Source organism: Paenibacillus enshidis (genome assembly GCF_042136365.1).
In the GTDB taxonomy this organism is placed as follows: Bacteria; Bacillota; Bacilli; order Paenibacillales; family Paenibacillaceae; genus Paenibacillus; species Paenibacillus enshidis.
The window spans coordinates 112017-135921 of sequence record NZ_JBHHMI010000003.1 but is presented as its reverse complement, the minus strand read 5'-3'; the positions used below and the strand labels follow the sequence as shown (position 1 = coordinate 135921).

Sequence of the window (23905 nt, the reverse complement as noted above, 5' to 3'; positions counted from 1 at the left end):
ACTACGTCCTCCCTCCTTCATGATTGTTGTTCAGCATGTCCCACAGCTGTTCTTTTCCCGGCTTCGCCAAATGCTTGTACCTGCTCCCTTCCAGGCTATCGTCGAACTGGCATACAGATCTGTAGGAGCAAAAATCGCAGGCGGTCTCCTGCTGGATACGGTAGGGAACGATATCAACCTCACCTTCCGTCATCCGTGTTCCGATATTCCGGATATTGCTGCGCACGGCGGACAGCAGCGATTTCCACTGCTCCGGACTCGCCACCGCCGCGCTGCTGTAAAAGCCGCCATCCGCCTTGACCGCCACGGGCAAAATGGCCGAATGGCCTTTGTCCAGCTCCGCATCCATTTTGGATATGACGTCACGGTCGGCCAGCAGCAGGCCCTTCATCTTGAACCGTTTCAGCAGCTCCTGCCCGGCCTGCCCGGCGCTCATGCCGTTGGCGGATTGCAGCAGCGGATTATGAACGTGGAAATACAGGGTACCTGCCGGGTAGGCGGGTTCACCCAGCCATTCCTCCGCTCCTTCCAACAACACGTCCAGATAAGTCAGCATCTGCAGGGCAAGACCATAATAGACCTCGTGCAGCTTTAGATCTTTATGGCTTGATTTATAGTCAATGACCCGCAGCAGCAGGCCCTCTTCACCTTCCGCCACATCGACCCGGTCAATGCGGCCGATCACTTCCATAACCACGCCGTTCTCCAGTTCAAACGTCAGCGGAGGCAGCTCCTTGCCCGGACCGAAATCCAGCTCGAGGCCGAGCGGTTCAAAGCTTCCCCTGCGGGCATGCTCGCCCAGAATGAGGGAAGCCCGGCTGACGACATCCTTCAGTTTGCGGAAAATATAACCGTAACGCTTCGAGCTCAGCAAAATTTTGCCCTGCAGCCGCGGTGCCAGCTGGTCAACCGTCGCCTCCGCTTCACGCCGGCATTCCTCCGAACTGAGACTGCCCCAGCTGCGGTTGTCTGCTTTCAGGCGAGCCGCCATATTCCCCAGGGCCGCGTGAAACAGCTGACCGATGTCCGGCGCCTTCAGCTTATAGACCTGCCGTTCCTTCAGCTTCAGCCCGTGGGACGCGAAATGCGAAAATGGACAGGCCACAAAACGCTCCATCCGCGATACGCTAGTCCGCAACCGCTTGCCGTACAGAACCCGGCTCGTCTCCTGCCGCAGCGGCTGAGCCCGGTTTTCATAGAACAGGGAGGTCAGCAGGATTTCCAGCTTCACACGGTTCTCTCCGCTGCCACCTGCATACCAGTTGTAGACCTCCCACCACAGTTCAGCTATGTCCGCGCCGCGCAACCACTGCCGCAGCTGCACGATCAACTGGGACAGCGCCTCAGGTGCATGCTGCGCATATTCTGCCTGAGCCATCCAGTCCGCTCCCGGCAGCGGCTGGCTCAGCAGCGGCTTTTCCTTCAGCCCTCTGAACATCAGACGCAAATATCTGATGTATTCCGACGGCAACAGTGTCCTGCCCTCTTCATCGGCGACCGGGTAGCTGACCCACAGCTTGCGTCCCGCCGTGGTCATCGCCGTATAGGCGAGAAAACGCTCATCCAGCAGCATGCGCGTCACATCCGGAGCAAGCGCGATTCCCTGCTCGGACAACCTGCTTCGCTCCTCCTCGCTGAGCACGCCCTCCTCCTGCGGCACGGCGGGCATGACGCCTTCGTTCACGCCTAGCAGAAAAGCATACTGAATGCCGCTGACCCGGGTACGGTCAGGGCTTCCTGCCAGCACCTGATCCAGCGCGGGCGGAATAAGAGCCAAGCGGTATTCGGCCAGCCCCGTTTCCAGCATGCCTGCGAACAGCTCGAACGGCAGCTTCTCCTCGCCCACCATCTCATGGATCTGATCCAGCAGCTCGAGCACGGCGTCCCAGATCTGGCTGTGCTCCCGCGCACGCTCCGGTTCACCCTGCTCTTGCGCATAACTAATCATCCGGTCCAGCTTGCTGCCTATATCCGCGTCCTCCAGCAGGCGGTACACCGCCTCACATTGCTCTCTGGCGGTTTTGGCCCTGGACATCCTTTTTTCGAAAGCGTGCAGCGGCACAACTACAGCAGCCCGGCACCGCTCCATCCGTTCCAGCGTTTCATCGCGGGCTTGAACCCGCTCGGTTTCATCCATTTCAAGCGACAGGTTTGGCACGGCCTGCCAGGGAGTGCCGTCCGTCCAACGGCTGCCCTGAATACCGCAGGCCAGCACATAATTCTCCAGTTCGTCCATGAAGTCACGGGTCACACTCCCGTCCGGCGGGAGCAGCAGGTCGGTCTTTACCGCCCTGAACACGTCCTCATAGCGCCAGCGTCTGCGTACGATATCGAGAGAAGCACGCACAAATTCAACCAGTGGATGATGCAAAATATCCCGTTTCTGGTCAATGAAGAGCGGAACCTCATATTTTGCGAAAAGTGGCTCCAGCAGATGCTCATAATCGGCAGGATTGCGGACGAACACGGCCATGTCGCGGTAGCGTATCCCTTCCTCGCGCGCCAGCCGCCTCATTTCGCGGATCGCCCCTCCCAGCTCGGCGCGGCGGTCGGCGGCGGCATACAGCTCGATGCCGGCCGGGGGCTCAGTGGATGCCCAGACTGTGCGCCGGTCAAATCCGGCTTCCAGATGAGCCAGTTCGGGACTGGAGGCGAAGCGCGGCAAAGTCTGAGGCTGCAGCGCTTCAACACGGACGTCTATGCCCCGCTCCCGTGCCATGCCCTGCAGCTTCACATATACCGACGCCGTCGGATGAAACAGGTCCAGCTCATGCGGCAGACGGTCAGGCGCATATGCCCGGTCCAGCGTCAGGGACACCGTCAGGGAAACGGAAGACAGCAGCAGCTGCTCGATCACTTTATATTCCTGCGGCGTAAATCCACGATAACCGTCCAGCCAGACGTTGGCACCGTCCAGCCAGGAAGAGTGCGGAATCTGTGCGGCCAGACGCATCATCGTATCCTCGCCATCCAGATACAAGGGGGCCAGCTCCTGCTCGAAGTCCCGGTAGAGGGTCAATATATCCTGAATCTTGCTGCCCAGGATCGGTGAACCTGACTCTCCCTGTATCCGCCCCAGCTGCTCCGGCAGGGAAGCAGGATTCTCCCCGTACCTTTTAAATTCAGTAAACAAGGCGTTCAGACGGTCAACAAAGCCGAGCTGGTCGCCCGAATCACGGAACACCTGCAGTTCGTCCTTCCTGCGGCGCACGATTTTATAAAGCAGCATTTTTTTGCCTTCTTCCGTCACGGGGGTTCGCGCTACACCTCCTGTCTCCTGCATGACTCTGTAGGCGAGCCGGCGGAAGCCCAGCACCTGGGCGCGCACGCTTCCCTTGATCTCACGCGACGACAGCAGATCATGCTCCGTATGGAAGGTTGCCTGTTCCGGGACAAGCAGGATAAGCGGCTTGCCCTGCGGCTGTTCCTTTAGCTCCCCAATGATTTCCTCGCGAATCCGTGTCGTTTTGCCGCTGCCCGAGCGGCCGATCAAAAAACGGAGTGACATCAGCATTCACCCTCCAACTCTATTTCAGCATGCTGCCTGGTGATGTAAGGCTTGACGCATAACAGCATGCGGCAGTTCGTTTAAATAACTATAAGTATAGCACAACTGCTTCCAAAGGAACGTATGTTTGGATAAAAAACAAGGCAAAAAACCCCTTGAGTAAACAGACGGTAGCCTGCCTTTCAAAGGGTGCTTGATGACTACATCCGGGCGCGGCTCCGCACCTCAAAGACGGCAAATTTCAAGTAATGGCCTTCCTCTACCCCCAAAATTTGCGGATGGTCTTTGCCTGCAGTACGCCATTCTACAAGCCGCAGAATCTTGCCGGCGTCCGCCGCCGCCTCCTGAATCGTATCCAGAAAAAGGTCCGGGCGCATATGGTAGGAGCAGCTTGCAGTGACGAGAAAACCGCCTTCATTGACAAGCTTCATGCCGTGCAGATTGATGTCCTTATATCCTCGGCTCGCGCCCTTGACGGCGCTTTTCGTTTTCGCAAACGCCGGCGGGTCCAGAATAACAACGTCAAAGGTCCGGCCTCCGCCCACAATCGGCTTGGAGGTATCGACCTTCTTCTGCCCCGCCTCCGCGCGTAAGTAACGCTCCTCCGTCCCCTTGACCTGCTCCCGCAGGTACTTGAACGCGTCTTCGACCACAAATTCGACCCGGTCCTCAAAGCCGTTCAACCGCACGTTTTCCCGCGCACTCTCAATGGCATGCTCTGAAATATCGAGGCAGGTGACCTTTTTGGCTCCGAATTTGCAGGCATTCAAGGTGAAGCTTCCCGTATGGGAGAAGCATTCCAGCACTGTCGCTCCGTCCCAGTACGGGAATTCAACGACTTTGCCGCTTTTATTGACAGGTCTTTGCACCTGTTGTCCGTCGGCCTCGACCATCTGCAGCGTAATGCCGCTTCTTGCCCCCCATCCCTTCATGAGCGGAGCGATGGCAGCTCTGTTCTCGCGCTGGTCAAAGAAGTAGCCTGTCTTCTGCCCTTCCACGATATCCACCTTGATGAGCAGCCCGTTCTCCGTCACGGTTACATGGCGCGGGCATTCACCGTAAAGCGGGCCTTTGCGCTGCTCCAGCCCTTCAAGCTCACGTATGGACACATCGCTGCGTTCATAGATCCCGGCAGGCCCGAACACCTCGACAAGCGCTTCGGTGATCTCCTCCCGGCAGCAGTCCATGCCCAGCGTAAGCAGTTGAACCACCAGCACATCCTTAAAACGGTCCACGATCAGACCTGGCAGAAAATCCGCCTCCCCGTACACCAGCCTGTAAGCATCCCCCTCTGGAATAAAGCGCTGGCGGTGCTTCAGGCATTCGCGGAACCGATCCGCGAAAAACGCCTTGTCCATCCGCTCCAGCGGCTGATAGGACACCACCCGTACGGTAATTTGTGAAGCGGGATTATAATAGCCGGACGCCAGGAAACGTCCCTGGTGATTCAGCACTGCAACCACTTCTCCAGGAGACGGCTCGCCTTCCACGGATGCAATTTCATTTTTGAAAATCCAGGGATGCCCCTGCTCCAGCCTTTTCCTGCGGCCGCGCTCCAATATAACTGATGCCATTGCATTACACTCCTCTATTTGCAGAAAGCGGCGCCTGTGCCGCTTTCCGGTATGTTCACTCATTTAACCTGTCATGGTTGTCCACACTGCCGCATATACGTGATATAGCCGTTTTTTTCAATCAGAACAACGAATTGGATCGGAAAGGAGATTTCTCCGTGTTCTTTCATATTATACTTCCTCTGTCAGGCGGTCTGCTCGTTTTCCTTGGGGGAATGAAGCTGATGGAAGCCGCGCTCCGGCAATTGGGCGGGCCGCTGCTGTCCAGCTGGCTGAACCGCGCCACAGCTTCTCCCTTGAAAGGGCTTCTCTTCAGCTCAGGCCTTACCGCTCTGCTGCAAAGCAGCACGGCCGTCACCGTGTTGACCATCGGGCTTGTCAACGCCGGACTGCTCACCTACGGACGCACGCTCGGCATTATCCTGGGCACGAACATCGGCACTGTCGTCACGACCGAGCTGCTCAGCCTGCAGCTTGGTCGATGGGCCATGCCCCTGCTTATAATTTCGCTGCTGGCCTGGGCCGTGTCCGTCATCATCGTGGAGCGGGAAGCCCCTTTCCGTACCAAACCGCCGTCTAAGCTGCTTGCCTTTCAATATGCCAGCCTTGCCTGCGCCGGCTTCGCCCTGCTGCTCGGCGGCATCCGGGTCATGCAGGCCATCGGCCCCTGGGTCAGCGATGCCGGCATGTTCCGCTGGTTCCTTGAACGCTCCGGGGACAGCATGTGGTGGGCCTTCACCGCTGGCGCCTGCCTGACGGCCATCATCCACAGCAGCGCCGCCGTCATCGGCACCGCCATCAGCCTGGCGGCGGCAGGTGCGCTCCCGGTGGAGGTCGGCATCGGCATCGTGATCGGCTCCAATGTCGGCACCTGTGTCACCGCTCTGATCGCCGCCCTTGGCGGAAGTCGTGCGGGTCACTTTGTAGCCTGGTCTCACACCGGGCTCAACATTGCCGGCGCGCTCCTGTTCATGCCTTTTATCGACCAGTTGGCACAGGCGGCCGCCTGGATGTCCTCCGGCGCGGGAGCACAGATCGCCCATGCGCAAACCTTGTTCAATGTGATCTGCTCCCTTGCCGTTCTGCCTTTATGCTATTTGCCGTTCTGGGAGCGAATGGGCTCCCTGCCGACTGTGCCGCCTACTGCACGCTGATGTTGAGCAGGGCAAGCCCCTTGCGCAGAATGGCGTCATTGTTGTCGTAGCCGCCCTCTCTCTGTCTGCGCCAGGCAGCCTGCGGCTCGTACCACTCAACGCCCTTGATTTCTTCCTCCTGGGCCTTCAGTGTACCGTCCACGGCTTCAACCAGATAATAATGGACCTCTTTGTCCACTTCGCCGTATTCCGCATGCGGGTAGGTATAAGCAATGATATCGACTTTATCCGCAATGCGGCCCGTAATTCCGGTTTCCTCCAAAATCTCGCGCAGCGCGGTCTGCTCGACCGTCTCGCCCGGCTCCATCTTGCCTTTAGCCAGCGATATTTTGCCGTATCGGTCTGTAATAAGCTGGATTTCGAGCGCTCCATCCTCGTGGCGGCGGTATACAACGCCTCCTGCGGATATCTCTTTTCTGGCGGCCATCTCTAGTTCCCCTTTCTCTTTGTAGAACAAGGATTTCATCCTCCGGAAGACGGAAAGACGAAATCCTTGCAGTCTCTTCTGTAATTCAGAATGCCTGATGACCGGTTCTTACAGCGCGGTTGGCAGACCTGCCTCCATGACACGGACGAGCTGACCTCTGCTTTCGTTGACGCCCGCTGCGGTCATTTTGACGCGGACGACCTTGCCGTTCATATCCGGGGAGCCTTCGAACACCATCTGGATATAGTTGTCGCTGTAGCCGTGCAGCAGACCTTTTCCTTCGGAGCCCTTAGGCTGTCCCTCCGGAATCACTTCAAGCACCTGGCCTACGAACTTCTGCGCATAGGCAAGCTGCATCTGCTCGGAAAGGTCGATCAGCTCGTGCACACGCGCATTTTTCACTTCCTCGTCCACCTGATCCTCCATCCGGGCTGCCGGTGTGCCGCTGCGTTTGGAATAAGGGAAGACATGCATTTCCGAGAAACCGATTTTCTTCATCAGCTCATAGCCGTTGCGGAACATTTCGTCCGTTTCGCCCGGAAAGCCGACGATGACGTCCGTCGTTATCGCCACATCCGGCATCGCCTTGCGGATCATCAGCATTTTGTTATAAAACTCTTCGGTTGTATATTTGCGGCGCATCCGTTTCAGCACGGTATCGTCCCCGGCCTGCAGCGGGATGTGAAAATGGCGTACAAGCTTGCCGGAGCGGTTCAGCACATCCAGCATTTTCTCGTCAATCTGGCTCGCTTCGATGGAGCTGATGCGGATGCGCTCCAGCCCGTCCACCTTTTCAAGATCCCACAGCAGATCAGACAAGCCGTAATTCTCCATATCGTCGCCGTAGCCGCCGGTATGAATGCCTGTCAGCACGATTTCCTTGTAGCCTGCCTGCACAAGCTGGCGCGCCTGCTTGATGATGCTTTGCGGTTCACGGCTGCGGGACAGCCCGCGCGACCATGGAATAATGCAGAAGGTGCAGAAATTGTTGCAGCCGTCCTGAATTTTCAGAAAAGCGCGGGTACGGTCCGCAAAATCGGGAACGTCCATCTCTTCAAACACGCGTGTTTTCATAATGTTGCGCACTGCGTTGATCGGCTGGCGGGACTCCTGAATCTGTTGTACATATGGCAAAATTTTATCACGGTCCTGTGTGCCGATGACCAGGTCCACGCCGGGGATGTCCATAATCTCGGCAGGTGAGGTCTGCGCATAACAGCCGGTTACGGCGATCACCGCATCCGGATTGCGGCGGATCGCACGCCGGATAATTTGGCGGCTCTTCTTGTCTCCCGTATTCGTTACGGTGCAGGTATTAATCAAGTAAACATCGGCTGTCTGCTCTTCAAAGTCAACCTGCTCGTAGCCCTCTTTTTTGAAATGCTGCCAGATCGCTTCTGTATCATAAAAGTTGACTTTGCAGCCAAGCGTATAAAATGCCACGGACGGCATGTCAATTCCCTCCCATTTCTCCTGATTCATATAGTATACATGTCAGCGCCGCCATACCTGCCGTCTCGGCGCGCAAAATACGCCGTCCCAGACCGGTAGAACGGGCTCCCACATTCTCGGCAGCCAGACTCTCCTCCTCGGTAAAGCCTCCCTCCGGTCCAACAACAAGCAGAATCCGGGGCTGTTCCCCATGCTGCCTGCTCTGTTCCATAAAAGGAGCGATCACGTCGCGCAGCTGGCGTCCATGCTCTTTTTCATAACAATAGCATACCAGATCATACCCCGCAAAAGACGCCAGCAGCTCTTTCCAGGAAAGAGGGGCGGCGATGTCGGGGATGCGGTTGCGGTGGCTTTGCTCGGCGGCCTCCTTGGCGATTTTGCGCCAGCGGTCGAGCCTTTTGCCTTCCTTTTTGGCATCATACTGCACCACCGTACGGGCGGACAGGAAAGGAACAATAGCATGTGCCCCGATCTCCGTACATTTCTGGATCACCGTTTCCATCTTGTCACCCTTGGGCAGACTCTGTGCAATGGTGACCTTAACGCGCGGCTCCGAAGTCATTTCAAGCATCTCAATAATCGCCGCGGTGACACGGTCCTGTTCTATGTGTTCAATTTCCGCGAGCGCTTCGCGCGCAAAGCCGTCGCTGACGATGACCTTGTCGCCGGGACGTCCGCGCATCACCTTGCCGATATGGCGGGCGTCTTCGCCTGTAATGATGACGCTTGTCTCCTGAAACTGCTCAGGCGGAATAAAATAGCGCTGCATCGCTCCGGTTCCTCCCTGAATTGCTTTGCTTTCTTGTAACACGTATCCAAAACCCGTATCCAAAATTATATCTTACATCTTTTACGGATGAAAGGCCATACCTTATCATGCCACAAAGCTGGTCAAGCCCAACAAAAAAGGAGCCCCCAGGCTCCCGATTATTGAAAAATTAACATTGCAAAGCTCGCGAACCCTTGTGCAATGGAATTTACCAGCCCATACAGCGGTGTGATGGTCACCGCCTGCACCGGCGGCAGCACAAGGATCAGCAGGAATATAAAAATGGACCACTGCTCGAACTGCTGCAGCTTGCGCCGTAATGGTGTCGGAGCGATGTCCTCCAAAATTCTGTATCCGTCCAGCGGAGGAAGCGGGATAAGATTGAACAAAAATAAAAGCAAGTTCAGGGAGATCATGTAGTTGAAAAAGATCCGGACCGCATCAAATACGCGCGGGTTGGAATCCAGGCCGGACATGCCCCAATGCACAACCGCAAAATAAATGAGGGTCGACAGAAAAGCAAGCAGCAGATTGCTTAACGGACCGGCGGCGGATACGACAATGCCCATCAGACGGGGGCGGCTGAAATTGTCACGGTTCACCGGCACCGGCTTCGCCCAGCCGAAGCCTGCAATGATGAGCAGCAGTGTGCCGAGCACGTCCAGATGAACCGCCGGATTGAGCGTCACCCGTCCGAGCAGCTTGGCCGTGGGATCGCCGAATTTGTTGGCAAAATAGGCGTGCGCAAATTCATGCACGGTAAACGCGATTATCAGAGTCAGCAGAACGAACGGCAGCTCCTCAAGACGAAAGCGGAAAAAACTGTTCAGAAAGTCCATCGTCAGCCCTTCCTCGCTACAAACGCGATCCAGTCTTCATCACGATGTTTGTCCTCAATGGTGAAGCCTGCAGCCGTCAGCGCTTCTTCCACAACCTGCTCCTTGTTCTTCCAAATGCCTGATGCGATATAAATGCCGCCTGGCTCCAGTGCATTGTACACATCCTCAATGAACAACAGAATGATTTCGGCCAGAATATTGGCTACTACAATTTTAACGGGCAGCTTCACGCCGAGGGAAGGGTCATTGCCGTCCAGCACGGATAGCAGATCGCTTTCCTTTACTGTAATTTGCTGCTCCAGCCCGTTCAGGCTCGTATTGGCCTGCGCGCTGGATACAGCCACCGGATCGAGGTCAAGTGCAAGCACATGCTTCGCGCCCAGCTTGACGGCGCCAATGGCCAGAATGCCCGAGCCCGTGCCGACGTCAATGACCTCCTCGCCGCCTTTGATGACCGATTCAAGTGTTCGCAGGCACAAGGAAGTGGTTGGATGTGTTCCCGTCCCGAACGCCATGCCCGGATCAAGCTCAATGATCTGCTCCGCTGCGCTCACCGGCTCGTAATCCTCCCAGGTCGGCTTGATGGTCAGACGCTCTGATACACGCTGCGGCTTGAAATATTGCTTCCAGGCGTCGGCCCATTCATCCTCGTCGACCGTGCGCTGCTCAAAGCTGTAGCTCCCTGGATCAATGTCGAACGTTCTCAACTGCTCGATCCGGGGCTCAAGCTCCCGCTGAATTTCGTTGAGGTCCGTCTCCTCGTTAAAATATCCCTTAATAACCGCCCGGCCTTCGGGGATGTCGTTCAAGGGCCGTTCATACCATTGGCCATAGGATGTATCCCGCTCCTTGTTCAAGGTTCCGGACTCTTCGATGGACACACCGCCTGCCCCGGCTTCGTGCAGGAAGTTGGAGATCATCTCTACCGCTTCCTCCGTAGTATGAATTGTAAGCTCATGCCATAACATCTATCTTTCTTCCTCCTCGTCTGCATACATAGAGCTTATTGTACTATACATGCGTATACGAGTTCAAAAGAGGGAATCGCATAGGTTTCATTGACTCATTGGTGCTACCTTTTGATGGTGTGAGACGCTCCGAAGACGCTCCGAGAACGAAGCATTCCTACAATCGCTGTTGACCCTTCGGGCCAAAGGCGACCGCTCCGCTTTTCCGGAATTGCTTCGTCCTCTCCGCTGCTGCGTGCGTACGCACACCTACTATCAGAAGAAATCGCGGTCAAAAGGAACTTCTGCGATTCCTGGGCAGGCAAAAGGTCGAGAACAGCTGCAGCTCCGCTGTTCTCGACCTTTTTAATCAATAAAAGAAACGGAAAAGCTATCTCATGTCAAAGCTTTGTCTCCTTGTTCTTGACCGGGTCCGTCAACACACGCTCCTGGCGGTGGTCGGCGGCCTCGCTGCGGCGCAGCGCCTCCACGTCATCGTGATCAGCCCGTTCAGCCGAAAATTCCACGTCCTCATTTTTGGCTGAACTCATAATCTTCATTTTCTCCGTTTTCGTAAACACTTTATCATACCGTTTGTTCGTTGGCATTACACTTATCTCCTTTCCATGCGTTACTGCTTGAATGGTGTGTTATATCATGCCGCCGGTCTGTTCTACTATAGAAAGCGCCTGATGATGAACCGACTCATCCACGACCGCTGTCAGCAGGATATCCCTGCCTGTCGGTCCACCTTGTCCGCCGTCGCTCATGCCGCTGGCTGAAGGGTCGGCCGCTGCCAGGATACCGGAGGAGCTGTTCGTAAAATCTCCGCCATGCACCAGCGAGGAGAGACTGCCGAAATTTCCCGCCAGGGTTGGCAGATCATTCGCAGGATCGGCCCCCGGATATCTACTGAAACGATCGATAGACATGTCAACCACTCGCAGGGCCTCCAGCTTTTTTGCCGCAGCCTGCGCCTCCTCCGGACTTTTAAAATAGGCTAAAATGTTCTTCTCACCCACATGCCATCCCTCATTCCTCAGTTTTGCAGGCCCCGTAGAAAAACGTCAATCGACGCACTTTCAAAAAAGCCAGACCGCGTTTAGCGAAGATTTTTCTTGCGATCTCAGGATGCCGAAGCTCCAAAATTTATACTGTCTGAAATCGTCAAAAAAATCCGCCCCCGCCAATGTGTAGCATACGCAAAAAATTAGAATTTATTTGGACAGACCGATGGACGGACTCCAGCGCCCTTATTCTTCAATTTCCGAGTGATTTTGACCATTAAGCGGACCTGTATGCACTTATTTGGCAATTTTTCTGCTGCGGCACCCCCTCACGGCTTTAATAAAGCCTCCTGAGTCCGGCCAGCCTTTAAAAACACCCGGTTTCATCTAAATAAGGACAATAGGGTCCTTTCAACTAAGATTAAAAGGGACATGTTGCACCAATAGGGGCCGCAGCTACTCAAGATCCGTGCCCGTAAGCTCTCAACAACAAAAAAAGGACGCCCCAGGTTAATAAAACCCACTGGGACGTCCCTTGATAAATCATTATATGACCCGCCACTTATTCAGCCGCGGAGAAAGTCATGCTGTCCAGGTTGCCGACATACCTCAGGCCTGAGGTGGTCGAACCTTTGAAGACGACACAAACTGTTTGCGCACCGCTGAGCGTCCGGTCCAGCTTGGCGCTGGTGGCCTTGTATGTTCCCCAGCCGCTGCCGGTATTCGGCAGATTGACCGTACCGACAAGCTCGCCGTTCTCATCGTTCAGGCGGATTTCTGCTGTCACGTCGGCCGGAGCTTTTTGCGAAGGCGCGTCATACACGATCTCCACATCATTTTTCCCCTTGGTGCCAAAGTCGACATCGTTAAAGGTCAGCCATGCGCCATTAAACGTATTGCCCACAACCGTGCCGCCATTGTTGCTTTCCGTTTTCAGCGGTTTGTTATTAAACGTGTTGACCGCCGAAGTCCATGCGCTGCGATTTTCAAACTGTACGGTCACATCCGCTTCCGGCTGTTCAGGCTGTTCAGGCTGTTCAGGCTGTTCCGGCTCTTGCGGTTGTTCAGGCGCTGTGCCTGCGGAGAAGCTCGCGTTATCAAAGTTTCCAATGTATTTGTACGTCGAATCGGTTGTGCCCTTAAATACGAGATAGACATCCTGCACTCCGGTAAGGGTCTGTGTAAGGCTGCCTGTCACCGTAGCGTAGGTTCCCCAGCTGCTGGCGGTTGGCGGAGTGGCAACTTTACCGACCAAGGTGCCGTCTACACCGCCGAGACGAATCTCAACCGCCGCGTCGGCGGCAGTATTGCCGGTGTTGCCAGCATACTCAATCGAAAACTGATTCACTCCCGTGTTGCCAAAATCCATATTCAGATAGGCCAGCCACGCTCCGTCAAAAGTATTTGCAACCTGCTGTCCGCTCTTGCCGGCTTCCGTTTTCAGCGGCCCATTATTAGCGGGATTCGCACTCGTGGACCATTGATCATACTTTTCCAGCTCAAGACGGGTATAATCGTTTCTGATTTTGACATAATCCAATGTAAAACGGTCAAAGTTGCCCATGTACAGACGGGTGCTGTCCGTGCTGCCTTTCATAACCAGATACACATCCTGTGTCCCGGTTAAGGTTTTGTTCAGGTTCGCCTCGGCTGTCTTGTACGTCCCCCAGCCGCTGCCGGTGTTCGGCAGTTGGACCGTACCAATAAGCTCGCCGTCAACTCCGCCCAATCTCACTTCAAGAACACTGTCTGCAGGCGTTCTTGATGCAGGAGCATCATACTCAACAGCAATATGGTTTACTCCTTCAGTGCCGAAATCAGCATCCTCAAAGCCGAGCCATGCGCCGGTAAAGGTATTGGCGACCACCGTTCCGCCATTGCCGGATTCCGTTTTCAGCGGATTGTTGTTAAAGGTGTTCACCGCCGAAGTCCATGCGCTGCGGTCTTCGAACTCAAACACGCCGCCGCTGCCTGGCTGCTCCCCGTCCTCCGGTATTTCGACGATTGGAGGTTCTTCTTCCTTCACCGGAAGCGGAAGAGGCTCAATTTCCTCATCCCCTGGTGTCCCTGGATCTGGCTCCGGTTCCGGATCAGGAGTTGGAGCTGGCACCGGCTCGGCCTGGGATACGAGCGGATCGGCCAGCCACAGCGAATCATACACGTTGCCGTTGTACTCATCCACCAGATAAATATTCAACTGATAATTGCTTGCATTGACGTTAAAAGTCTGTGAAAGATCGAAGCTTCCGGTCTCGACAGGCACGGCGTTGGATACCCAAGCCTGCTCGCTGCCGTTCATCAGCTGGAACACAGCTACCGCCGAATCGACATATTGACCTTTCAACGTGCCGCTGACATCTACTTTCATATTGCCTTTACGGTTCACGTCCGCCTCCAGATCGAAGACGTCCCACAAAATGTCTGACGTATAAGCCTTGTCCGATTTCAACGCCTCGCCGGTCGTACGGCCCTGGCTTTCGTCCTTCTTGACTCTTACCTGAATCTCTCCTGCCTCATATTCCGCCGGACCAACGATTTGCGGATTGGAGGTGGCAGTTTGCCAATGCGCTCCTCCATCTGTGCTGAATTCATAATCCGCTGGCTGGTCATAGCCTGGTACACTCATCCAGCCGAATGTATTGGCCGCATCGTCCACGACCGGATGGGTCGGAGCGGCAGGTTTTGTCATCTGCTTGACAGCTGCCAGACTAAATTCGAAGGCGATATCCGAGCTTGTGGCATTGACCTGATGAACCTCCGCTGTAAGCACGTTGGTGCCTTCAACCAAGTAAGACGGATCAATGACATAGCTGTTCATATTCCGCTCATCACCTACCGTTGCATTCGCATAGGTGCCATAGTCCACATTTCCTTGTGGCATATTGGTGCGGATGATTTCACGGCCGTTCAGGTACACAACCGCTCCGTCATCACGGATCAGGCTGGCTTCCAATTTCGTGATATCCTGCAGATCGTTTACCTCAAACGTTTTCCGGAAATAGGTGGTTGGATATTTGTTATTCCCGTCCGGGCCATAGCTGACTACCGTATTCGCAAACCCTTTGTTGTCATATCCGAGCACGGCCCGTCCCGCAGCCCAGGAGCTGTCGTCAAAATTCAGGGTTGTCCAGCCTTCGCCGGCATATTTGCCTTTGTCCAAATACTTCCATTCCGATTTTTCCGCAATCAGATCCTGACGGATCAGGTTGTTATCGACCTCTGTCGAGTAATCCGTTGCCGGCGGCATCGCTGCCTTGGAAGCACCCCAGGACGTATTCGGCACGGAGCCCATGGAAAATTCGAGGGTACCGCCCTGCATGATATCCCCATAGCGAATCCAGGCTTGATCGAAGTTCGCGCCGTTCAGTTCGGCGCTCTGGATAAAGCGGTTGTCGCTCGAAACATTATTTGCTTTAATCGTAAAGGTATTGCCGTTGTCCAAATGCAGCTTCACTTCCGAGAAGATCGGCGAGCCGATCAGGAACATCGCTTCACCCGGATTCCCCGGATAGATGCCCATGGCGCTGTACACGTACCAGGAAGCCATCGCACCGGCGTCGTCATCCATCGTCGGCAAATACCCTTCCGGATCATCGCGGTAAACCCGCGACTTGATCGGAAACGCATAGCGGCCGTGGTTATGGTAGTTCTGCGTGACAACCTCTGTTGTATACTCCCTTGCATAATATTGCGTCAAATAAGGCATGCGCAAATAGTTAAACAGGTAAGGAGCATCGAGTGGGGCGGTTTCATTGACTGCCATATATTCGTTAATTTCGAAGAAATGCAGCAGTTCGCCCGCCATTTCACGGATGCCGCCCATCAGATCGGCCAATCCGGCAATATCCTGCAATACGAAAAAGCGGTACTGCCACAGGTTGCCTTGATAAGCATATTTATCAACCTGCGTAATTTCCGAGGCTGACACATTGCGGGCATTTGGCGTGAAGAAACCGCGTTTTTCGCCCTTCTCGTCCACCTGATCCGGATTCCACAGCTTTTTATAGGACAAGGCAATGTCCCTGTATTTCGCATAGGTGTCCTTGTCGCCGAGCATTTCCGCAAGCTTCATGGGAAAATATGCGCTGTAGGCTCTTTCCAGCTTGCCGGAAACATCATTGTCACTGTACACATAATGATCGGTATCCACAGCCATGCCTTCCAGCGCCGTATACGCATCAAAATCTGTAAAGCCTTTGGAATAAGCATCCAGAATGACGGCACCGTTAAACTCATTTCTTACCGTCGGGCTTGGCCAATAGCCGTCGCCATATTGAGTGTAAGAGCCTCTCGTTTTATAAAGATCAACGAGCGATTTTACCATGTTCTCGTATTTCTTCGGCTCTAAGATGGAGTACAGCGGGTACTTCCGGAAATCATCCCAGGTCGACCAGCCGCTGTAGTATTCAAAACCGTCGCCAAACTCCGACGTATTGCGGATCGTATTTTCATCCCTGCCCGCCCGGAACTCGCCGTTCGAGCTGGTTACGTTTTTCGGATGCAGGAACATATGATAAAGCTGTGTATAGAAAATAGTCTTTTCCTTTTCATCGTTATCCGTAATTTCGATCTTGTTAAGCACGTCGCTCCACATTCCGCGCGCTTTCTGGTGCTGTGCATCAAAATCCCAGTCCGCAATATCGTGGTCGCGCTCAGACTTCGCCTGCTCCACACTGATTGGTGAAATGCCAACCTTGGCTTGAATCACTTTATTGTTCTGTGTATCGAAGTCCAGCCAAACTCCAGTGTTGGAGCCGCTGCGCTGAGGTACAGCTCCATTATCGGTGCCTTTCCACGAGGTGTATGATGCAAAATCATGGTCAAACTGAATGGAATAGTACAGCTTGTAATTGCCGTATCCGCACACGTTTTTGGACTGGATCATGCCCGAAATTTCGTTATTGTTTTCCACGGTCAGATTGGCGTCAAGCATGCCCGCATAGGAGTTGGAAAGATCAACGAGCACAGAGCCGTCCGCCTCATTGGCCGGGAACGTGTAGCGGTGGAAACCGACATTGTCCGAGGTCGTAAGCTCGGCATGGACTCCGGAAGTCAGTTCCACACCATAGTAACCAGGAGAGGCCTGTTCGCTGTTTTTATCGTATTTCTGCTTGTATTCACCGCTGTTATTCGTAAAGGTACGGGTTTCCGGCATCATCAAAATATTGCCGCCCCCGCCGCTGCAGCCAACGCCGCTGAAACGCAGATGTGAGAAGCCTTTTAAGTTTTTATCCTGATAATAATAACCGCTGAAAGCTCCGCCATCCCCGTCAGGCCCCAGCGAAACGAGACCGAACGGCGTGGAAGGTCCAGGATTCGTCTGCCCGTTGTCGCCGAGTGTGTTGATGAACGGATCTACATAATCCACCGGCAGCTTGTTGGTCGCGGGATCATCAGGTTCCTGCCCTTCGTCCACTCCGTATAATTCGAGCTCATACAGCCGCGCCGTATTATTGTCATGTGCCCCGCGCTCCACATAAAATCTGACATAACGGCTGGAAAATGCCGGTACATAGCGGTCGACAACGGTTTGCACATTGTTTCTTACGGCATCGACAGTTTCCCACTTCTTGCCGTCCACACTTTTTTGCAGGCGGAAATCCTTCGTATTCCAGAAAGGAACGTTGCCGGATTCACTGAAGGCTGCATTGTATACAACCCATTCGTTAATCGTATACACCTTGCCCAAATCCAGTTTCAGCCATTTGCCTGCACCGCTGGAGTTTTCGCACCATTTTGTGGTGGCGTCGCCATCGACGGCATTTTTGCCGCCCTCATTGCTATTGCATTGTCCCGAAGCTGTCACCTTTGCGTTCAAGGCGACGTTGCGGGTGTTCTTCCCCTCCGCAGAGGGGGCGGCAGATGCCGCCCAAATCAAATTCACCGTTACGGATTCCAGCATCATCAATACGAACAATGCTGCCATTATTCTTGCTACCAACCTTTTCACCATGGCGTGCCGGTTCCCCCGCTTCCCTTTTATCATAAACTGTCCGCCAGCAACCGCTGGATCATCATGGCGACTTCAGCCCGGGTTACCGAATTTTTCGGCTTAAAGGCCTTTCCGTCTCCCTCGATCAATCCTGTTGACCAGGCTTCCTTCACAGCCGCGGTTGCCCAGGAAGAAATCTTGCCTGCATCGGCAAAGGAGGGCCCACCCTGCTGCTTCCCTGCAAGGCTGAAATATTTCGCCGCCCGCACAAGCGAAACTACCGCTTCTTCACGCGTAATCCGGTCCGCAGGACGGAATTTGCCGCCATAGCCTGTTACGATGCCAAGCTCTGCCGCAGCCGCGATTGGCCCGGTATAATACTGTCCTGCGGCCACATCCGTGAACGGATTTTTTTCGGCATTGCCGGATGCCTTGCCTGTCAATTCAATCGACCGCATGATCAAGGTCACGAACTCGGCCCGCGTAATGGCACGGTTCGGCTCATAATGCCGTTCGTCCACACCATTGACGATATGTTTGGCCGCAAGCTGCATTACCGCCTGCTCCGCCCAGTGTCCTGCCAAATCAACAAATTTTTTGTTATATTCAAGTACCGTATAATACGAGAAATGCTTGACCGTGAAAGTAAACAGATCTCCGTTAAGCTTGCCGCCGATATACTCCAGTTGCTTGCCGTCCACATAGTACACGCCCGCCAGAGCCGCGCCAAGCTTGGCTGCCTGCTCTGCCGTTAACCGGATCGTTACCGCGGCAGGCTTGTCCAGCTCATGAATTTCCACTGCCTGGCCGTCTGTTACGAGCTGGATAACTACAGAAAGCACAATGCCGGTCTGTGTGTAATCCGTGTTCGCTTGCAGCGTCTGTTCAATCACCTTACCGGCTTCCTCTGTCATGGCTGTATTCAGCACAATACGCAGGATGGATTGCTCCTTCGCCGCAGATGCACCAATGGAGCCGGCCGGGAAGCGGACCGTATGATTTCCGGACGTAATGATCAAATCCAGCTGCTTGCTCTGAAGATCCTTCAAGGAGCCTGCGGGGAATTCCAATGGCGTGCCGGATTCACCTGCCGCCGCCGGAAGCTGAATGGTCACGGCATCCTTCGCTTGACCCGCTGCCTCCGTCAATGTTCCGCTGCCTACAATATAACTTCCGTTCTGCCCCTTCTCCGGTTGAATAACCGCTCCGGCTGCTTGACCTGCGCCGGCCGGAATGCCCGTTTGTTTTGGCGGGATGGTAACCGTGCCGCCACCGCCGCCGGAGCCTGATCCGCCACCAGAGCCGCCGCCATTGTCTGGATCATTGCCGCCGTTGCCGGGGTTACCGCCGCCGTTATCCGGATCATTACCGCCATTCCCCGGATTTTCGCCGCCATTCCCAGGATTATTTCCAGCCCCGGCAACTGAAAATGTCTTGCTTGCCTGAACTCCGCCGCTACCGGCAACCACCGTATAGGTGCCGAAGGGAGCAAGCTCCTCGCTCGTCGGAATCGCTACGTTCACGCCATATCTGCCTCCGGTGGCAGATATGACATCAACATAAAACACCGTCTGATTTGGACTTATGATTTTAAGCACAACATCATCGCTTCCCCCCGGAACCGTTCCGGATATCGCAATTGCACCGCCGCGCCGCACTTCATTCGCACTCAGCTCCAGCGCGAAGGCAGCCGCGGTATTGTCTGCAGCTCCTACACCTCCTGCCGGCGGAGCGCTGTCCGCCTCGGCCGCATAACCAGAAGCCGGTGAAAGCAGACATGACATGACCAGACCAACTGTTAACAATTTCTTCACCGTATGTTGTCCTCTCTTTCTTTCATCCATTACCGGAACTCCACCGGTTCCGCCAGGTGTACCGGGATGTCAAGGTCACTGTCGAATTCATCAAATACGAATACCTTCACCCTGTAATCCGCCCCGCTTACATTGAAGTACTGCGAGACTGGCAGCTTGCTTTGTTTGACAGGAATCGCATTGATGAGCAGAGGCGTATCTCCGTTCAACAACTCAAAGACTACGTAGGCGTCTCCGCTGTATTCGGCCAGCTTTTCAACCTCGATTTCGACCTTCATTCCTTTTTCCCGTGTTAATGCGCCAGTTACCGAGTACGTACGATGAATGCTGTTGGCTGAAAACGGCTTGTCTGAGACGAGCGCCAGGCCGGCAGCCATTCCGTTGGCTTCATCGGCTTTCACCCGCACCATAACCGCTCCCGCAGCATAATCACTATCCCCGACAGGCTGCGGATTTGCCGTAACATCCTTCCAGGTAGTGCCGCCATCCACACTGTACTCGTAATTTGACGGTTCGGAATATCCGGGCACATTCGTCCAGCCAAATGTGTTATATCCATCGTCCACGACAGGAAGAGTAGGGGCTGCCGGTACGTTTCCGGCTGTACTTACTGTGCTGGCCAGGGAATTATCCCGCTTATCCACCGCCGTAACCGCAAATACATAGTCCTGCCCTGAATCTTTGGTTTCTACAGCATATTGATAGCTGTTCTGCCCCTCAACCGCAGGCACATAGATGCTCCAGTTGCGGCCTAATTTGCCGCCCGCTTCGTAAATTCTAAAACCTCTGACCGCATCCTCCGCGCTGCCGTTCTTCGGCTTTTTCCACGTAAGAATCGTTTTTCCATCGCCCGTTTTACTTGCCGTTAATTCCTGAACAGTCTCGGGCTTGCTGTCATTTCTCACGATCGTGTAGGTATCGAACGGCTGCTCTTCTCCAGACCGGTAGGATTCAAGCTTGAAGCTGTTCTCCGTCATCTTGATGCCCGTATATACCGGCTTGCGCGGTTGCTCGAATGCAGCCGCATAATACTTGTTCAAGCCTTGATTCACATCATAGTACTTCGTGCCTGCAGAGTTATTGACGATATACATCGTTCCGTCCGGGTTGACCGGATTGCCGCTCGCATCCTTCTTGATCTCTGTAATCGCCTTGTCGCCATACATTTGATAGGATCTCATATAAGTATGATCATGACCCTGCAAAACGACATCAATGCCAAGCTCATCAAAGACCGGAACCAGCATATCTCGCAATTCATAGATTTCAGCCTCATCCGAATGTCCGCCGACCGAATAAATCGCTTTGTGGAAAGCGACGACCTTCCATTTTTTATCCGTCTGGGCAACCTCGCGCTTCAGCCATTCGATTTGCTGCTGGAACGCTGCACGCTGACGGCTGTCCCAGCCCATATCCATGGTGTTCAGCACCATGAAATGGGCATCGCCATAGTCATAGGAATACACGCTTCCCGGCGGCAAAGGATCGTCTATCGAATCGTTAGGATAATAGAAGTGATAGTAATAGTTATCATTGTATGGCCCTTCATGGTTGCCCACCGCAGCCATCAAAGGCAAATTGAGCAGCTTGTCCTGCGGTTTTCCAAAATAATCAAGCCATTGATATTCCAGCGCCCCGGCATCCACCATATCCCCGGTCATGACGAGGAATTTGGACTCCGGATATCTGTTCAGACCCTGTCCAAGCGTGTCTGCCCACACCTCATAGTCTTTCGTATTGGCTCCTTGGGAGTCCGTCATATATAAAAATTCATACGCTTGCTCATTTTCAGCTTCCGTCGTGAAGCTTCCCGCATCGCTCCAGTTGTCATCGCTGCCCACCCGGTACTTATATGCGGTTCCGGGGGTCAGACCGGTGACAAGCACCTTGTGGCTGATGAAAGAGCCTCTCGTCGAATTGGTAATTTTAAGGTCCAATACTTTGGTATCTTCCGGTTCGCCTGCAAAACGTTTAACGTCCGGTGAATCAAACTCTCCCTCGGCCGGCACAACCTCAACGATGCTGTCTTTAGCATTAGCGGGCGCATTCTCTGGTTTGTCATACTTCGTGTACCAAGCAAATGAGCGGTTCGTTTTCGGACTTCCATAGAACGACATCGCAATCGAAATCGGTGAATAGTCCATATACTCGGACTTGTTCAGCGGACTGAAAGTAAAAGCCCCGATGCTGCCTTGTCCGGCTGCCGTCAATCCTCCGCTGCCGTCATATTTAACATTCACAAGCTGATTGGAGAGAACCGGCGTGCTTAACTCCAGCTTCAGGACAGAAGCGTTCCCTGTGGACAGCTCTGCTGCTTTCACTGTTCTTGTTCCTTCGCCGACTGTAACTCTCAAATGCTCCGCAAGCGTGTCCGTCACAGCGTCCAGCTCGTTCATAAACGCCAGCTCAACATGCTTGCCGTCTTGAGCAATTTCAGCGGATACCGGACCGTTATAGTCTGCAGGCAGATAAAACGCTTTTGCAGGCACAATCTCCTTGGGCACGCTCGGGCTTGCCCAGCTTAAGTACAGATTCGAGCCGCCGTAGTCTTCAAAATATTCAATTTTAATATCATATTTCCGGCCAGCCTCAAGCGTAATCGGGTTGCTTGAATATTCGACATCCCAATCGTTTTTCCAATGCTCAATGGCCAGCTGTCCATCAATGTACAAACGGAAGCCGTTGTCTCCGATCATGGAGAAGGTGTATGGCTCGGAAGATTCCGGAACGATTTGGCCTGTCCAGCGGATATTCACATTGTCGTTTCGTCCGGCCCAGGTGCTCATTGTCCCTTCAAGGTCTTTAAAGTTGATTTGCGAATCGATGCGGGTCGCTTTATAAGGGCCAAAGGCAAAATCGCCCCCGCTGTTGGTATAATATTCAGCCAGCAATCCCTGATCATGGGCAGGCTGCACCACTTCTTCATCGGAAGCGCTCAGCCCCAGCGAAAAGAAGGTGTCCGAGCTGCTGCCCGCATTTTGATGCACTTCGGCGGTGATCACATTCGTACCGTCCACAAGCAGAGCCGGATCAATCGTAAAAGGGACCTCGTCCCGCTCGTCGCCGACTGCGCTGGATGCAAGGGTGCTGTATGTAACTGTCCCTTCAGGCATGTTGGTTCTGTACACTTCCTGGCCGTTCAAATAGATGATCGCTCCGTCATCCCGGATGAGCGTACCTGTCAGCTGTTTAATTGCCGAGACATCGGCAACCTGGAATTTCTGGCGGTAATAAGTGGTGATATGTTTGTTGCCGGAATCATCGCCATATTTGATCTTTGTATTTAAATTCTGATCTTTGCCGCTGCTTGCATATCCCAGCGGAGCCGCACCCTTTGCCCAGATGCTGTCATCAAAATCAGCCGCACGCCATGCCGTCCCTTGATCGGAGCCCTTATCCAGATAAGCCCACTGGCTATCCTTCGCAATCAGCGTTGATCCTGCCAGACCCGGGAGAATCCATCCTACAGTGACTGTTGCCGAAGCCTGATAGCTACCGTCTTCCGTCCTCACGGTGATTTCAGCGGTTCCCGCACTTACAGCAGTCACCAGCCCGGTGTTGTCAACGCTGGCCACATTCATATCGCTGGAAGACCAGGAATAGGTAGACACAGCGGCATCCTGTGGCGTAACCGACACTGACAGCTGTTCTTTTTCACCCGCCATAAGCTGCAAGGCAGACATGTTCAGACTAATGCCTGTCACCGGAATGGCGGCAGCTTCTTCCATGTAACCAAAGGCTTCGAATTCATAAATGTTCGCCTGATCGTCGTCAACCGAACCGCTGGCAGGAGCGGTGATGTTCAGCTTGAAGTATCTGGCCGACACTGGCTCGGATAAAGGATGCACGGTCTCACCGTACACATTGCCTGTAACCGTAACGACCGGCTCCCAGTTTACGTCATCGTTACTGACTTCAATCGTATAATCGCTGGTGTTGTATTCCTCCTGCCCGCCGCCTGCGCCGGCATGCTTTATTTCAAACCGGCTGACTATCGCCGTTGCACCAGCATCAACCTTCAGCCAGTAGGGGTTATCTGCAGATGGAGGGGTTGTCCCCGTTTCATATGACCATTTGCTGCCCGCTGCACCGTCAATCGCCTGGTTGGGCGAATCTGCTGCAGCATTTCCGCTGGCCGTAGCACTTACACCCGAACGTAAAAATACGTTGGATTCTTCCGCAGCCGCCGCATGCGGCATAAGCTGCGGAAGGCTGGTGGAGGCCACCATAATCAAGCAGATCATGGCCACAAGTACACGCCTTGTCATCGTTTTCATTTCGCTTAACCCCATTTCCTTCTTCTTCCTCCTTCTTGTTTGTGGCAGATGTCATCTGCTGTCTTTTATGTGTAGGTTCAAGGATAAATGTTATATAGGTATAATCAAATGAAGTCACTGGAAAGATTTTCTGAATGTAAAGTTTCTTTAATAAACGGCGATTTTTCATTTACAAAATACATTTATCGGCATTAGGTGGAAGCAT

Annotated in this window: 13 protein-coding genes; 1 reads left to right on the top strand and 12 read right to left on the bottom strand. The window is 54.0% G+C overall.

Going from position 1 to position 23905, the window contains the following annotated elements; translation table 11 throughout:
- Position 1: 1 nt before the first annotated feature.
- Complete coding sequence (gene addB, locus ACE41H_RS05035) at positions 2-3508, bottom strand: helicase-exonuclease AddAB subunit AddB (protein ID WP_375353722.1); 3507 nt, start codon at positions 3506-3508, stop codon at positions 2-4.
- A gap of 200 nt (positions 3509-3708) precedes the next feature.
- On the bottom strand, positions 3709-5082 hold the full coding sequence (locus tag ACE41H_RS05030; RefSeq protein WP_375353721.1) for a class I SAM-dependent rRNA methyltransferase: 1374 nt from the start codon (positions 5080-5082) through the stop codon (positions 3709-3711).
- Positions 5083-5240: 158 nt separating this feature from the next.
- On the opposite strand from ACE41H_RS05030, the gene ACE41H_RS05025 reads away from it, so the two are divergent.
- Positions 5241-6236: a Na/Pi cotransporter family protein gene (locus tag ACE41H_RS05025; RefSeq protein ID WP_375353720.1), complete on the top strand. Its 996-nt coding sequence runs from the start codon at positions 5241-5243 to the stop codon at positions 6234-6236.
- On the opposite strand, the gene ACE41H_RS05020 is transcribed toward ACE41H_RS05025, so the two are convergent.
- From ACE41H_RS05020 to ACE41H_RS04975, 10 genes are all read right to left on the bottom strand, one after another.
- Positions 6223-6663 carry an NUDIX hydrolase gene (locus tag ACE41H_RS05020; protein ID WP_375354026.1) on the bottom strand — a complete coding sequence of 147 codons (441 nt, stop codon included), beginning with the start codon at positions 6661-6663 and terminating at the stop codon, positions 6223-6225. The two genes, ACE41H_RS05025 and ACE41H_RS05020, sit on opposite strands and share 14 nt — an antisense overlap.
- A 108-nt stretch (positions 6664-6771) precedes the next feature.
- Positions 6772-8115: a tRNA (N(6)-L-threonylcarbamoyladenosine(37)-C(2))-methylthiotransferase MtaB gene (mtaB, locus tag ACE41H_RS05015; protein ID WP_375353719.1), complete on the bottom strand. Its 1344-nt coding sequence runs from the start codon at positions 8113-8115 to the stop codon at positions 6772-6774.
- A gap of 1 nt (position 8116) precedes the next feature.
- A complete protein-coding gene (locus ACE41H_RS05010) occupies positions 8117-8884 on the bottom strand; it encodes a 16S rRNA (uracil(1498)-N(3))-methyltransferase (RefSeq protein ID WP_375353718.1) in 768 nt (255 codons plus the stop codon).
- 158 nt (positions 8885-9042) lie between these two features.
- Positions 9043-9723: a site-2 protease family protein gene (locus ACE41H_RS05005; RefSeq protein ID WP_375353716.1), complete on the bottom strand. Its 681-nt coding sequence runs from the start codon at positions 9721-9723 to the stop codon at positions 9043-9045.
- 2 nt (positions 9724-9725) lie between these two features.
- A complete protein-coding gene (prmA, locus tag ACE41H_RS05000; RefSeq protein ID WP_375353715.1) occupies positions 9726-10691 on the bottom strand; it encodes a 50S ribosomal protein L11 methyltransferase in 966 nt (321 codons plus the stop codon).
- Positions 10692-11071: 380 nt separating this feature from the next.
- Positions 11072-11278 (bottom strand): YfhD family protein, encoded by a 207-nt coding sequence (locus tag ACE41H_RS04995; RefSeq protein WP_375353714.1) that lies wholly within the window; start codon positions 11276-11278, stop codon positions 11072-11074.
- A gap of 42 nt (positions 11279-11320) precedes the next feature.
- Positions 11321-11692, bottom strand: coding sequence for a hypothetical protein (locus ACE41H_RS04990; RefSeq protein WP_375353713.1), 372 nt, complete (start codon positions 11690-11692; stop codon positions 11321-11323).
- Between the two features lie 547 nt (positions 11693-12239).
- The gene (locus ACE41H_RS04985; protein WP_375353712.1) at positions 12240-17663 is read right to left on the bottom strand and encodes a GH92 family glycosyl hydrolase; all 5424 of its coding nucleotides are present in this window, start codon (positions 17661-17663) and stop codon (positions 12240-12242) included.
- On the bottom strand, positions 17660-19453 hold the full coding sequence (locus ACE41H_RS04980; protein ID WP_375353710.1) for an S-layer homology domain-containing protein: 1794 nt from the start codon (positions 19451-19453) through the stop codon (positions 17660-17662). The genes ACE41H_RS04985 and ACE41H_RS04980 overlap by 4 nt, the downstream gene beginning before the upstream one ends.
- The gene (locus ACE41H_RS04975) at positions 19453-23715 is read right to left on the bottom strand and encodes a PA14 domain-containing protein (RefSeq protein ID WP_375353709.1); all 4263 of its coding nucleotides are present in this window, start codon (positions 23713-23715) and stop codon (positions 19453-19455) included. The genes ACE41H_RS04980 and ACE41H_RS04975 overlap by 1 nt, the downstream gene beginning before the upstream one ends.
- Between the last annotated feature and the right edge of the window lie 190 nt (positions 23716-23905).

What these genes read in the sequence shown, in the direction of transcription:
- addB (WP_375353722.1), bottom strand. Translation starts at nt 3,508, where the DNA reads ATGTCACTCCGTTTTTTGATCGGCCGCTCGGGCAGCGGCAAAACGACA.
- ACE41H_RS05030 (WP_375353721.1), bottom strand. Translation starts at nt 5,082, where the DNA reads ATGGCATCAGTTATATTGGAGCGCGGCCGCAGGAAAAGGCTGGAGCAG.
- ACE41H_RS05020 (WP_375354026.1), bottom strand. Translation starts at nt 6,663, where the DNA reads ATGGCCGCCAGAAAAGAGATATCCGCAGGAGGCGTTGTATACCGCCGC.
- mtaB (WP_375353719.1), bottom strand. Translation starts at nt 8,115, where the DNA reads ATGCCGTCCGTGGCATTTTATACGCTTGGCTGCAAAGTCAACTTTTAT.
- ACE41H_RS05010 (WP_375353718.1), bottom strand. Translation starts at nt 8,884, where the DNA reads ATGCAGCGCTATTTTATTCCGCCTGAGCAGTTTCAGGAGACAAGCGTC.
- ACE41H_RS05005 (WP_375353716.1), bottom strand. Translation starts at nt 9,723, where the DNA reads ATGGACTTTCTGAACAGTTTTTTCCGCTTTCGTCTTGAGGAGCTGCCG.
- prmA (WP_375353715.1), bottom strand. Translation starts at nt 10,691, where the DNA reads ATGTTATGGCATGAGCTTACAATTCATACTACGGAGGAAGCGGTAGAG.
- ACE41H_RS04995 (WP_375353714.1), bottom strand. Translation starts at nt 11,278, where the DNA reads ATGCCAACGAACAAACGGTATGATAAAGTGTTTACGAAAACGGAGAAA.
- ACE41H_RS04985 (WP_375353712.1), bottom strand. Translation starts at nt 17,663, where the DNA reads ATGATAAAAGGGAAGCGGGGGAACCGGCACGCCATGGTGAAAAGGTTG.
- ACE41H_RS04980 (WP_375353710.1), bottom strand. Translation starts at nt 19,453, where the DNA reads ATGGATGAAAGAAAGAGAGGACAACATACGGTGAAGAAATTGTTAACA.
- ACE41H_RS04975 (WP_375353709.1), bottom strand. Translation starts at nt 23,715, where the DNA reads ATGGGGTTAAGCGAAATGAAAACGATGACAAGGCGTGTACTTGTGGCC.